Annotated in this window: 12 protein-coding genes; 10 read left to right on the top strand and 2 right to left on the bottom strand. The window is 63.7% G+C overall.

Annotated elements, in window-relative coordinates:
- The coding region (locus QZ847_RS12090; protein ID WP_294356794.1) for an SDR family NAD(P)-dependent oxidoreductase at window positions 1-391 on the bottom strand (391 nt) is incomplete at its 3' end.
- Between the two features lie 81 nt (window positions 392-472).
- Between QZ847_RS12090 and QZ847_RS12095 the strand changes: the two genes are divergently transcribed.
- The 8 genes from QZ847_RS12095 to QZ847_RS12130 all read left to right on the top strand — a co-directional run bounded on the left by QZ847_RS12095 (window position 473) and on the right by QZ847_RS12130 (window position 6,268).
- Entirely contained in the window at window positions 473-850 is a 378-nt protein-coding gene (locus QZ847_RS12095; protein ID WP_294356796.1) for a helix-turn-helix domain-containing protein, read from the top strand.
- A gap of 469 nt (window positions 851-1,319) precedes the next feature.
- Window positions 1,320-1,784, top strand: coding sequence for a CsbD family protein (locus QZ847_RS12100; RefSeq protein ID WP_294356798.1), 465 nt, complete (start codon window positions 1,320-1,322; stop codon window positions 1,782-1,784).
- Between the two features lie 4 nt (window positions 1,785-1,788).
- On the top strand, window positions 1,789-3,291 hold the full coding sequence (locus QZ847_RS12105) for a PAS domain S-box protein (RefSeq protein WP_294356800.1): 1,503 nt from the start codon (window positions 1,789-1,791) through the stop codon (window positions 3,289-3,291).
- Window positions 3,288-3,506, top strand: coding sequence for a hypothetical protein (locus QZ847_RS12110; protein WP_294356802.1), 219 nt, complete (start codon window positions 3,288-3,290; stop codon window positions 3,504-3,506). Before QZ847_RS12105 ends, QZ847_RS12110 begins: the two co-directional genes overlap by 4 nt.
- 2 nt (window positions 3,507-3,508) lie before the next feature.
- On the top strand, window positions 3,509-4,405 hold the full coding sequence (locus QZ847_RS12115) for a hypothetical protein (protein ID WP_294356804.1): 897 nt from the start codon (window positions 3,509-3,511) through the stop codon (window positions 4,403-4,405).
- 102 nt (window positions 4,406-4,507) lie between these two features.
- Window positions 4,508-4,645, top strand: a complete 138-nt coding sequence (locus QZ847_RS12120; protein WP_093008036.1) for an entericidin A/B family lipoprotein — start codon at window positions 4,508-4,510, stop codon at window positions 4,643-4,645.
- Between the two features lie 291 nt (window positions 4,646-4,936).
- Window positions 4,937-5,506, top strand: coding sequence for a type 1 glutamine amidotransferase domain-containing protein (locus tag QZ847_RS12125; RefSeq protein WP_294356806.1), 570 nt, complete (start codon window positions 4,937-4,939; stop codon window positions 5,504-5,506).
- Entirely contained in the window at window positions 5,507-6,268 is a 762-nt protein-coding gene (locus QZ847_RS12130) for an SDR family oxidoreductase (protein ID WP_294356808.1), read from the top strand.
- A gap of 68 nt (window positions 6,269-6,336) precedes the next feature.
- Here the strand turns inward: QZ847_RS12130 and QZ847_RS12135 are convergent, their stop codons facing one another.
- Entirely contained in the window at window positions 6,337-9,486 is a 3,150-nt protein-coding gene (locus QZ847_RS12135; RefSeq protein WP_294356810.1) for a TonB-dependent receptor, read from the bottom strand.
- Window positions 9,487-9,721: 235 nt separating this feature from the next.
- Between QZ847_RS12135 and QZ847_RS12140 the strand changes: the two genes are divergently transcribed.
- Together QZ847_RS12140 and QZ847_RS12145 are read left to right on the top strand one after the other, a co-directional pair.
- Window positions 9,722-10,228 carry a hypothetical protein gene (locus QZ847_RS12140; RefSeq protein WP_294356812.1) on the top strand — a complete coding sequence of 169 codons (507 nt, stop codon included), beginning with the start codon at window positions 9,722-9,724 and terminating at the stop codon, window positions 10,226-10,228.
- 322 nt (window positions 10,229-10,550) lie between these two features.
- Window positions 10,551-13,484, top strand: a complete 2,934-nt coding sequence (locus tag QZ847_RS12145; protein WP_294356813.1) for a TonB-dependent receptor — start codon at window positions 10,551-10,553, stop codon at window positions 13,482-13,484.
- The last annotated feature ends 107 nt before the right edge of the window (window positions 13,485-13,591 follow it).

A 13,591-nucleotide genomic window follows, 5' to 3' on the forward strand; every position in this document is an offset into this window, starting at 1 on the left:
ACGCGCCGTCGTTCATCACCGGCACCGCTGCCTGAACCGCGAACAGCGCGCCGCGCACGTTGACGTCGAAGTGGCGGTCGAAATGCTCCGCCGTTTCCTCCGCGATCGTCGCCGGCTCGGACAGTCCAGCGTTGAGGACCAGCAGGTCGATACGGTCGTGCAGACGCCTGACCTCCGCCACGACGCGCGCCAGATCAGCCGGGGATGCCGCATCCGCCTCGATACCCTGCGCCAACGGTCCGATCTGCTGTGCCGCTGCGGCGACTTCACCCGCGCGGCGCCCGGTCAGCAACACCGTCGCGCCTTCCTGCGACAAGCGGTCAACGATCGCGAGACCGATCCCCTTCGCGCCGCCCACTACCAATGCGACCTTGCCCGTCATTTTTGCCATCGTTCGTCCTTTCACTGGCGACGGCGAACCAGATATACAAAGCATATCTGCTAACAAGAACGCACCTGGACTAGCCTAGATATGGCCGACGATACCGACCTCCACGCACTGTCCTGTCAGGCGATGATGGACGTGCCCCGCATCCGGCCGGTGCTCGACAAGATCGCGGACAAGTGGACGATCATGATCTTGACGGTGCTCTGCCCGCAGCCCGCGCGCTTCAACGAGATCAAGCGCCGGCTGGACGGGATCACCCACAAGTCCCTCGCCGACGCGTTGAAGCGACTGGAACGGCACGGATTGGTCACGCGCACGGTGATCCCGACCATTCCGATCGGCGTTCGCTACACGATCACGCCGCTCGGCCATTCACTGCGCGAGCCGTTCGAGGCGCTTTGCTCCTGGGCGCTGAAACATGAAGCGGCGTTCGCACCCGACCACGATAGCGATCCCGCGTGACGCAGCGATCCATTATGCCAAAATGCCATTTTACATAAGATTTATTATCGATTTTAATGATGATGTTTGCGCGAGTCCTGCCGCGCTAAGCCGATATGGCACATCCAGGCGATGCAGCTGCGGCTGAATTAGCTCGGCTCAAGCATGGTGTCATAGCGACCAATCTACTGGTCGCCGCTGGTCTCACCGGTACGTCGCTCCTAGTATGTTGACGCTTTGAGACAGCAATTTGGCGCATCGCACGCTGCTCTCCGCTGCGACCCCATAGTAGAACAACACCAATCCTACCGTAGCAAATTACCAGCAACCAATATCGATAACATAGGTTGATGCGTCCGAACCGGCTGTGTTGCGCAGCCGTAACGGAGTTGATGGTGATGCACCTCCCTACCCCTGCCCGCTCGCCGCGACGTGGCTCGTGTCCGCGGGCGGGAGGTGGCGCGTGTGCTCGCTTGGTGGAGGAACAGGCATGAACAAGAACGAACTGCACGGCGGTGCGCGCTATCTGGGCGGCAAGGTCGAGAAGGCGGTCGGCGACGCGGTCGACAGTCGTGAGTGGCAGGTCGACGGCGTCGTCGATCAGGTCGCGGGCGGTGCGGAAAACCTCTACGGCCGCGCGCGCTCGGTCGCCGAGGACGCGATCGACGCCGCACCCGGCTTCGTCGACGAGGCGAAGGAGCGGTTCGACAAGGCACGCGAGCGGCTGGGCGACGCGGCGGACGATGCCGGCGACCGCGCCCGTGACGTTGCCGATCGCGCAACTGACCGAGCCCGCGACCTAGCCGATCGTGCCGGCGACGCAGCCGCACGCGGCACCCGCCGAGCGAACGCCGCGGTGTCGGACAATCCCGCATCCTGGGCGGTGCTGGCCGCACTCGGCGCCGGCATCGGTGGCTACCTGCTCGGCTGGCTGATCCGCGGCGATCGCGCCTGAGCGCATGGCCGCGTCACTGACTTCGCTGCGCGAGACCGCCGATCTGCGCCACCTGCGCCAGATCATCGCGGGGCTCGACGAGGGCGTGATTCTGATCGATCCCGACCAGACGTTGCTGTGGGCGAACGATGCGGCGCTCAAGATGCACGGCGTGTCCGCGCTCGAGGAGCTGGGCCACGACGTCGACGATTATCGCCGGCGTTTCCAGCTGCGCTACCGCAATAACCGCCGTGTCGCGGCCGACGATTACCCGATCGAGCGTGTGGTAGCGGGCGACAGCTTCTCCGAAGTGGTGGTCGAGGTCACGGTCGCTTGCGAGGAAGATCCGCGCTGGGTCCACCAGGTGCGCAGCCTGGTGCTCAACGACCGCGACGAGGACGCGCCGACCTGCGTCGTGCTCGTCATCCAGGACGTGACCGCGCAGTACGAGGCGGAGGACCGGTTCGAGCAGTCGTTCAATGCCAATCCCGCGCCCGCGGTGATCTGCCGCCTGTCCGACCTGCGGTTCGTCAAGGTGAACCAGGGCTTCCTCGAGATGACCGGCTTCGCGCGCGACCATGTGCTCAGCCGTACCGTCTACGACATCGACGTGCTGCGTGACGCCGACCGCCGCGACCTCGCCAAGGAACGATTGGCCGACGGCGCGACGATTCCGCAGATGGAGGCACGGCTGGAGCTGGCGGAGGGCGGCACCAAGCTGGTGATCGTCGCCGGGCAGCCGATCGACCTGTGCGACCAGCCGTGCATGCTGTTCACCTTCGCCGACCTCGAGCCCAGGCGACAGGCGGAGGAAGCGCTGCGCCACAGCGAGGAGCGCTTCACCCGCACCTTCCAGATGGCGCCCGTCGCGATGGCGATCGGTGCGCGCGACGGTCACTTGTTGTGCGAGATCAACGCCAGCTTCACCCAGCTGACCGGCTATGCCGCCTCCGCGATCATCGGCCGCTCGCTGAGCGAGGTCGGACTATGGGCAGGCAAGGACACCGGCCGCGAGATCGAGCGCGCGATCGAGGAAGGCAATGGCCTTCGCGGTCACGAGGCGGGGATCGCGACGCGCGAGGGCGGGCATATCGACTGCCTCGTCTCGACCGAGGCATTCACCCTGAACGGCGACGAATGCCTGCTCTGGGCATTCCAGGACATCACCCAGCGCAAGGCGACCGAGCTCGAACTGGTCGAGGCGATCGAGGCGGTGATGAAGGACACCAGCTGGTTCAGCCGCTCGATCATGGACAAGCTCGCGCGGTTGCGCGCGCCGATGCCCGATGAGCGCGGCGCCTCGCTCGACGATCTCACCCCGCGCGAGCGCGAGGTGCTGGCGCTGATCTGCCGCGGGCTCGACGACAAGAGCATCGCGCGTGCGCTCGGCGTGTCGGGCAACACCGTGCGCAACCATGTCGCGCGCATCTACGCCAAGATCGGCGTCAACCGCCGCACCGCCGCGGCCGCCTGGGCACGCGCGCGCGGGTTCGACGGCGAACGGCTGTTAGCGGAGGCGAACGCGTGACCGACGAGAAATCCGACAAGCGCGAGAAATCCGCGCCGGTGCGTGAGGCCAAGGGCGCCGCACAGGAAGCGATCGGCAAGCTGCTCGGCGACGACCAGGCAGTGCGCGACGGACGCGAGCGTCAGCGTGACGCCGCGAAGCAGCAGGACGCCGAGGCGCCGAAGACCGGCGCACGCAACACCGACACCAACAATCCAAAACAAGAACAGGAGTGAATATGGCGACCAATGTAACGGGGGTTCGGGACGATTACGTCGCGACCGACACCGCGCTCACCGCGCGTTTCGCGCGCGTGTCCTGGGGGGCGATCTTCGCCGGCGTCGTGATCGCGATTGCGGTGCAGGTGGTGCTCGGCATCCTCGGCACCGGCATCGGCCTCTCGATGGTCGATCCGACCGAGGGCACGACGCCGGGCGCGGCAGGCTTCGGCATCGGTGCGGGCATCTATTGGCTGATTACCACCGTGATCGCTTTGGGTGCAGGCGGCTATACCGCCGCGCGCGTGTCGGGCGTGACCGACCGCTTCGACGCGCTGGTCCACGGTCTGGTCGTCTGGGGCGTGACGCTGATCCTGACGATCTACCTGCTGACTTCTGCGGTCGGCGGGATCATCGGTGGCGCGTTCCGCACAGTCGGCAGCGTGGCGAGCGCGGCTGGATCGACCGTCGGCGCCGCAGCGCGCGTCGCGCCGCAGGCCGCCTCGGTCGCAGGGATCGACCAGAACGACGTCCGCCAGGAAGCGTCCGACTACCTCTCCGATGCGCCCAGTGATCCGGCGCAGATGACGCCCGAGCAGGCGCAGAAGGAAGTCGCGAAGGAACTGCCCGCGCTCGCCCGTGGCGGGGCCGACGGCCAGCGTGCCGAGAACCGCATCGTCGACATCGTTGCCGCACAGCGCAAGATCAGCCGCCCGGAGGCGCAGGCGCAGGTGACCCAGGCCAAGCAGCGCTTCGTCCAGACCAAGAACGAAGCGATCCAGACCGCCAAGAAGGCCACCGACGCAGCCGCGGGTGCGGCGTCGAAGACCTCGTTCATCCTCGTACTCGCGCTGCTGGTCGGCGCTGGTGCGGCCGCCTTTGGCGCCACGACGGCGACGCGTCGCCGCCTGCGCTGAGTGCCCGCGACGGGGCGGCGTACCGGCCCCGTCGCACCTTTGTTAAAGGCGTTGGCGGGGCGGCGTACCGGCCCCGTCGCACCTTATCCAAGGAGATTTCCCATGAAGAAGATCATCCTAGCGACCGGCCTGACCGCGATGCTGGCGCTCGCCGCGTGCAACACCGTCAACGGCGCGGGCCGCGACCTGAAATCGGCCGGCGACGCCGTCTCGGGTGCCTCGGGCAAGGACGGCAAGTAACACCATTCCACCGCGCGGGAGGTGCAAGCACCCCCGTTCTCCCCCTCTAGCGGGTCCCCGCCTGCGCGGTGGGATCGCGCCCGGATGCCGGTTCACCTGCTCGAACCCGCGTCCGGGCGCGTTTTCAGGGCATAATTAGTCACAGCTAACATGTCTACCTGTCCACAAGTCGAAATCGTCACTGTGAAGCTTGGTTCTGACTATTGCATTTATCGGAACCACTTAACCACTCGTTCGATGATCCCCAGCGCCTTTACGCGGCGCCCCCTCCCCCAGATCGGACGAACCAGCATGAAGCTCGAAGGCAAGAAGATCGCGATCCTGATCGCGCCGCGCGGTACCGAGGAACCGGAATTCGCCAAGCCCAAGGCCGCGGTCGAAGAAGCCGGCGGTCAGGTCACCGTCATCAGCCTGGAGACGGGTGAGGCAGAGACGTTCAACAACGACCTCGACCCCGGCGCCAAGTTCACCGTCGACAAGGCCATCGGCGACGTGTCGGCAGACCAGTTCGACGGGCTGGTTATCCCGGGTGGCTGCGTCGGCGCCGACAAATTGCGCGGGTCGGACAAGGTCGTCGCCTTCGTCCGCGACTTTTTCGCCGCGAAGAAGCCCGTCGCCGCGATCTGCCACGCACCTTGGACGCTGATCGAGGCCGATCAGGTCCGCGGCCGCACGCTCACCTCGTTTCCGACGCTCCAGACCGACATCGAGAATGCGGGCGGCAGCTGGGTCGACCAAGAGGTCGTCGTCGACCAAGGCCTCGTCACCAGCCGCAACCCCGACGACCTGCCTGCCTTCTGCGCCAAGTTGGTCGAGGAGTTCTGCGAGGGCAAGCACGCGGCACAGGCGGAGAACGCGTAAATGGCGCGCTTCTCCGACAAGGTCGTCGTCATCACCGGTGCTGCCTCGGGCATCGGCGAGGGCGCCGCGCGCCGCTTCGCGGAGGAAGGCGCGACATTGGTGCTCGGCGACATCGACAAGGCCGCGCTCGACAGCCTCGCGGGCGAACTGAGCGGCACGGTCGAGACGCGCGAGACCGACGTTTCCGAGCGAGCAGCGTGCGAGGCATTGGTAAAGGCCGCGGTCGACCGCTTCGGGCGGATCGACGTGCTGGTCAACGACGCCGGTGTCGATCACCTGGGCAAAGTTGACGAAGGCGACTTCGCCGAGTTCACCAAGGTGATCGAGACTGACCTCTACGGCGTCGTCCACATGAGCCGCGCGGCGATCGCGCATCTGCGGCAATCGAAGGGCTGCATCGTCAACATTTCGTCGGTGTCGGGACTTGGCGGCGACTGGAACCACAGCTTCTACTGCGCGGCCAAGGGTGCGGTAACCAACTTCACCCGTGCGCTGGCGATGGACGAGGCGAAACACGGCGTCCGCGTCAACGCGGTCAACCCGTCGCTCACCTACACCGCGCTGACCGCCGGCATGAAGGAGCAACCCGAGCTGATCGCCAAGTTCGAGGAGCGCATTCCGATGGGCCGCGGTGCCGAGCCCGCCGACATCTCGGGCGCAATCGCGTTTCTCGCCAGCGAGGACGCGCATTTCATTACCGGTGTAAACCTGCCGGTCGACGGCGGGCTGACCGCCTCAAACGGCCAGCCGCCGCTGTCGTGAGATGAAGATGTCGTGAAACGAAAAAGGGCGGCCGCAACGGGCCGCCCTTTCCGCAATGTACTATCCGATCAGAAGCGGAAGCGCACACCGGCATAGTAACGCCGGCCAAAAACGTCATAGACGCCTGCTGCCGTGTCGGTGCCCGTGGTGTTGCCCGGTGCCAGCGACAGGATGTTCGGAGCCTTGGTGTTGAGCAGGTTATCCGCGCCGAAGTACAACTCGTACTGGTCGGCTGCCTTGAACGAGATCTGGCTGTCGAGGTAGAACTTAGCAGGTACCTTGATCGCGCCCGGCTCAAGACCGCGGCCCGCTAGCGTCTGGTCGTCTAGCGCTGAGCGACCGAAGTAGGTGCCGGTGAAGTTCACGTTCAGACGCTCGTTGGTATAACCCAGGTTCGCGGTGAAGCGATCCTTGGCGGCACCGACCTCGCCCGCGAAGTTGTCGCGAGCCGAGCCCGGCAGCGGAATGACATAGCCGGTGAACGTATGCGTATAGGCGACGCGAGCATTGATCGCGCCGTCCATACCAAGGCCGTCCAGCGGCACGCGCTGCGTCAGCGTGACGTCCAAGCCCTCGGTCGCCAGACGTCCGGCATTGACCGAGCCCGCGTTGACGAACTCCAGCGTACCCGCGCTGTTTACCGCCGAAGCGGTCGCCCGGCGCTGGATGAATGCGCAATAGGTCGGGTTACCCTGACGGTAGCACTGGTCGAGGATGAACTGCCGCGGGGGCGCGCTGACCGCGTCCTTGATGCGGATGTTGAAGTAATCGACCCGCAGCACGGTGTTGCGCAGGAAGTCGATCGAGCGCGGGTTGATCGTGACGCTGCCGGTATATGAGTCCGACTGCTCTTCGTTCAGGTTCGGGTTACCGCTGTTGAAGCCGCTGACACCCTGACGATCGGCCAGCGTCACCGCGAACGCACCGTTGTTGGCGGCGATGTTGGCGAGCACGCCGGCTGCGGCGCGGCACTGCGTGCCGAGCGTACCGGCTGTGGTCGCGGTGACGCCCACGCACGGGTCCGTGACCGAGGGGAAGGTCTGCGACGGGCCGGTGAACAGCTCACCAACGTTCGGCGCACGCACCGCGCGTGCGTAGGTGCCGGCGAAGCGGATGTCCTCAATCGGCGACCATTCAACACCGCCGCTGTAGCTGTAGACCGTTCCGACCGTCGAATAGTCGGAAATACGGCCTGATCCGCGCAGGCTCAGGTTCTGGAAGAACGGCGTGTCAGCCAAGAGTGGCACGTTCACCTCGCCGTACACTTCCTTCACGTCGAAGCTACCGGCCGTGTCGGGTAGCGCATTGCCGCCGTTCAGTCCGGCGTTAGTCAACGCGTCGTTGTTGGCCGAGCTGCGCTCGCGGCGATATTCGCCGCCGACCGCAATGCCGAGCGGACCGGCCGGCAGGTCGAACAGCGAGCCCGAGAGGTTCGCCTGCACGACCTGCTGCGACACGCTGGTCTGGAACGTCTGCTCCGCGTTCAGATATGCCAGCGCCTGCTGCGAAATCGTGTTCTGGCCGAAGATATTTACCGGAACGCAGCCCTGTGCGCGTGCTTGGGCGCTGAAGCAGACCGGCGTGGTGCCGCCCGCCAGGCCGAGGCTCTGAGCGGTGACGACCTGGAATGCATTGCGGAAGTTGACCGTGTTGATTTGGCCGTTGCCCTGCTGGTTCTCGGTCGTGCGGCCGTAGTTATAGGTGAAGTCCCAGTGGAACTTGTCGCTGAACAGGTCACCCTCGAGACCGGTCACGAAGCGGTAGAAATCACGCGAGGTCGTGCTGCGGCGATTACCGAATTCGAGCAGGCGGCGCGAGAAGCCGATGTCCTTCAGGCCGTCACCATCGGTGTCGGTTGCGGCATTGTAGATCGCATCGGGCACCAGCGGGTTGCGCACCACGGTGGTGACGCCGGGCGCCGCGCCGATTGCCTGCACACGCGTCTCGATCGGCGCCGAACCGCCGCTCGGATACGCACCGGTCGATCCGGCCGAGGAGAAGCCGAAGGGCTCGATGTTCCGGCTGGCGGTGGTCTTCGCGTACGTGCCCTCCGCGATGAAGCGGATGTTGTCGGTCACGTCATAATGCGTCCGCATCGCGAACAGGTAACGCTCGACTGGCACTGCGATGGTACGGAAGTTCTGACGGTTGAAGCCGCGCGCGGGGAGCGCGGTGCCAGCGGGAACGCCGCAGGCGCGTGCCTGTGCCGCGCTGATCGTGCCGCCATTGGCGCTGAACCCACGCTCCAGCGCGTTGGTGTTCGGGTTGAACGTGAACTGGCAACCACCGGCCGTGAACGTGCCCTGCGGCGCGATCGCGGAATAGGTCGGCGCAATCGAGGTGCCGAAATCTGCCGGATTGGTACTGAACCCGCCAAAGAACGCGTCCGAATCGTCGATCTGCGTGTTGCTGCGCTCACGCGACAGCAGCTGGCCCTGGTTCGTATAGCCCAGGTGCATCATGATGTTGCCGCGGTTCTCGGCGAAATTGCCGCCCACGGTCACGTTCGCCTGGTAATCGCGCGTGTCGCCTTTCTGCGTCAGGCCATATTGCGCGTTGGCCTCGAGACCCTCGAAATTGTCCTTGTAGACGAAGTTCACGACGCCAGCGACGGCGTCTGAGCCGTACAGCGACGATGCACCGCCCGTCAGAACGTCGATGCGCTGAACGAATTGTGCAGGGATGACGTTCAGGTCGACCGTCGCCGAACCCGGGATGCCGGCGACAACGCGGCGGCCGTTGATCAACACCAGCGTGCGATCGGTACCGAGATTGCGCAGATCAACCGTTGCAGCGCCGGTGCCTGAGGTCAGGAAGGCGGTATTGGTGCGCGCATAGGCTGGCGAACCGAACACTGGGTTCTCAAGCAACAGATCCTGGATGTTTGCGACACCCGCCTGCTTGATCTGCACGTCGCTGATGACCTGCACCGGCGAGACCGAGGTGATGGTCGGCGACGCGATGCGCGAACCGGTGACGACGATGTCGCTGCCCGATTCAGTGCCGGTCGCACGGCCGGCTGCGGCGCGCGTTTCCGCGGTTTGCCCTTCTGCGTTGCGCGTCTGGCTCGACTGCGCGCCGAGGACGTCTTCCGTGCCCTGCGTCGGCGTCGCGCCCTGTGGCGGTGTCTGCGCGAAGGCAGGCGCGGACAGCATCGCTGCTGCCAGAACAATCGGCGCCGCGCCCGAGCGCAGGCGACCCAGCTTGCTCAACATCATGAATTACTTCTCCCGAACCATCTTGTTGCCGGGCCCCCATTTTGACCCCTGCTCGTCCCCGTGCTTTGAAGGCCGGTGATACGATTGATGAGGAATGCCAAAGTGAAGCAGGAATGTAATGTCAGGAAGACTGCCCTGTTGTTAAAAGACATTAGACGTGCTTATTTGGCAACACTCTAACAAGTTGACCAGTTTGATGAAAAAGATTTGGCGATTTAGGTCTGCAATGCTGTCCATGGAAGCATTGCTGATGCTTTTGACGCTGTCTCCACTAGCGTCCGCACAAGCGAATGATCTCGCCAAGACAGACCTTCTCGAACCCCTGTTCGCCTGCTTGCAGCAGACCGAAGCACAGCCGCGCTATCTGTGCCTGGAGAAGGAGACGCGCGCCCTCAGTTCGTCGTATCGAGTTGGCGACACCGTGTTGATGGACAAAAAGGAAGCGTGGGTACTGAAACAGACCTCCGAACAAGTGCGCAGCAAAGATGCGAGAACGAGAGCATTTGACGCGATCAATGCCGCATTGCCGATCACGTCCGTCATCACCGCGGCATCGCAACGCAACGGATTGTGGCGTTTCGACATCGACGGCTACGGCAGTTGGATACAGGCAGAAACAGGCGAGCTGGGGCGCGACCCCAAGGCCGGCGATCAGGCGCGCATCCGGCGCGGAGCTGTGGGCGGCTACCTGCTTAATATTAGAACTGGTCCAGCGATCAGGATCAGGCCGCTCACCGGATGAGGTTTAATCGGTATGTGTCATCAGCCGCAATAAACGGATTCTAGCACGGGGCATGTTGGTCACCTCAACGCTTTTCAGCGCAGGGGTGACATCCAGCTATTGATAGCTGTGGCCCTCTGCTCAACGCCACACGCCACACGCCACACGCCACACGCAGTTGCCCAAGTGCATCGATGAACACCTGACCACCCACATTTGTGTAACATTGATGCAACAAGGCTGACCAAAATTGCGTCAGTTTCGCTGCCGAGATTGCGAGACGATACAAAATGCGGTTGAAGCCCTGCATCTTGGCGCGAGCGGGCGCCTGATGGGGGTCTGTATGAAACTTAATGTCTTTTTGAGCGCAACCGCGCTCGCCAGCACCGTACTGCTGGCACCCGGCGCTGCGTTCGCGCAGGATGCCGCTGCCTCGACGCAGGGTCAGGTGGTCACCGAGGACCAGCAGGCGCAGAACGATCCCGCGGACGCGCAGGCGGCCGAGATCGTCGTTACTGGTTCGCGCATTCGTCGTACGGAAGCGGATTCGCCTGTGCCGGTCACAGTCGTCAACGACCGCGAGCTTCAGGCGACCGGCCTCGGCAACGTTGGCGACATCCTGCGCCAGCTGCCGTCGGTCGGTCTGGGTCTCAGCCGCACCAACTCCAACTTCCTGACCTCGGGCACCGGCATTTCGTCGATCGACCTGCGCGCGCTGGGCAGCTCGCGCACCCTTACGCTGGTCAACGGACGCCGCTTCATCGGCGGGTTCGCCGGTGACTCCGCGGTCGACACCAACAACATTCCGACCGATTTCGTCGAGCGCGTCGACGTCGTCACGGGCGGCAGCTCGGCGGTCTATGGCTCTGACGCGATCGCGGGCGTCGTCAACTACGTCCTGCGCGATCATATCGATGGGATCTCGGTACGCGGGCAAACCGGCATCAGCGAGCGTGGCGACAATGCCAACCGTCTGGTGAGCATCACTGCCGGCACCACGCTCGGTCACGACGATCGCGGCAACATCATGGCCAACTTCACCTACACCAAGGATGATGGCCTGTTCTCGCGCAACCGTGCGATCTCGGCGCAGGATTGCGCCAACCTGATCTGCGGCCCTGCGTCCTATTCGAGCTATCCGGCACAGGGGCGCTTCCAGCTGCTCGGTGGCGCGAACAACACGACCGCACGCTCGATCTTGCCGGGCGGGAACAACCTGTTCACGTTCAACCCCGATGATAGCATCGTACTCGGCTTCCCGACCGGTTACGGGTACAACCGCAACGGTGATCGCTACATCTCGACCCCGGTCGAGCGCTACCTCGTCTCCAGCATCGCCAACTACAAGGTGACCGATGGCATCGACGCGTTCGTTGAGGCCACCTATGCCAAGGTCCGCTCAAACGCTGCGCTTGAGCCTTCGGCGCTGGCGAACACCGACATCGGCATTGCCGGTATCGGCATCGACAATCCGTTCATCCCCACCAGCATCGCTGCGGCGATCGCGGCCGCAAATTCGGACGGCAACCCGAACAACGATGTCACGACGATCGGCTTCCGTCGTCGCAGCAACGGCATCTTCGACCGCAGCAACCGTGCATCGCGCGATACGTGGCGCGTTGCGGCCGGGCTGAAGGGCGACATCGGCAAGTTCAACTGGGACGTGACCTACGTCTTCGGTCACCTGCGCGACTTCAACTCGACCGAGGACGTCGACATCACGCGTTATGCCAATGCGCTCGACGCCGTTCGCGTCGGCACGGGCAACGTCGTTGGTACCGACATCGTCTGCCGCAGCGCTGCCGCGATCGCGCAGGGCTGTATCCCACTCAACATCTTTGGTGCGAACTCGGTTGACCCGCGCGCCGCATCCTATGTGCAGGCGGTGGTGCCGAAGTCGGAGGACATCCGCAACACCGAACACGTTGTGACTGCGACGATCGGCGGACCGATCGCGACGCTGTGGGCCGGTGACGTTCAGGCCGTCGTCGGTGGGGAGTACCGCAAGGAAAAGACCAACGACAACCTCGATATTCTAACCAATCTTGGTCAGAACTCGGGCAATCAGATCTCAGATCTGGTTGGCAGCTTCGATGTCAAGGAAGCGTTCGGCGAGTTGAGCATCCCGTTGCTCAAGGACGTGCCGTTCGTCCGCTATTTCGAAGTGAACGGTGCCGCGCGCTATTCGGATTACTCGAGCATTGGCAACGTGTTCAGCTGGAACGCCGGTGCTAAGTGGGAGGTTCTGCCGGGCCTGAGCCTGCGCGGAAACTATGCGGTTGCCAATCGTGCGCCGAACGTTTCCGAGTTGTACAGCACGGCCTCGGAAACCTTCGCAGCAGTGACCGATCCATGTGATGGCATCACGGCCACTACTGCGGGTGCCGCAGCCGCGGCCTGCCGCCAGGTCGCTCCGATCGCAGCTTTCTTCGCCGCCAACCCGAACGGCACGTTCGCCTACACGCTGGCAGATTTGCAGGGTATCAACGGGTTCACCGGTGGCAACACCGCGCTAAAGGAGGAAACCGGCAAGACCTACACGCTAGGCGCGACCTACACACCGTCGTACGTGCCCGGGCTGCTGCTGACGGTCGATTATTACAACATCAAGATCGACGATGCGATCTCGACGATCGGGCGCTCGCGTAGCATCCAGCAGTGTCTGCTCACCGGTTCGCCGGTATATTGCAACAACGTCTTCCGTAGCAGCACGACCGGTTTCGTAACGCGCGTCGATGGGCAGTTGATCAATACCGCAACTTACAAGACCAGCGGTATCGACTTCGTTGCTCGTTACAACCACGACCTGAACCTGTTCGGTGCCGACAAGTTCGTGCTTGATGCGCGCTATACGCACCTGTTCCACTACATCACGCAGGGCGACCCCGCGGATACTCCGGTCGATTACGCCGGAACCTTCGGTTATGGTTTCTCGCGTGACCGGTTCAACGTTCGTGGCACCTACGGTATCGATGGTTTTGCGCTGAGCTGGGATACGCAGTTCCTCAGCGGCGGGCCTTACACGCTTGACTTCTCCAGCAACGACCCTGCGGTCGCGGCGCTGAACAACATCAAGGACTACTGGCTCCACAACGCGCAGATCCGTTGGGACATCGACAAGAGCTATTCGTTCTTCATCAACGTCGACAACGTCTTCGACAAGAAGCCGCAGTACCTGCCGGGTACGCCGTTCGGCACGCCAACGGGCTTGGAGACAGCAGCAGACTTCGACGTCTATGGCCGTCGCTTCACCTTCGGTGCCAAGTTCGCTTTCTGATCCTGGCATAGGAAAAGAGTGGGAGTGTCTGCTCCCACTCATACTCAAACGGCCAGCGGCGCTTCGAACACCGCTGGCCGTTTTGTTTTATCCATCATGTAAATTAC

Source organism: uncultured Sphingomonas sp. (genome assembly GCF_913778135.1).
In the GTDB taxonomy this organism is placed as follows: domain Bacteria; phylum Pseudomonadota; class Alphaproteobacteria; order Sphingomonadales; family Sphingomonadaceae; genus Sphingomonas.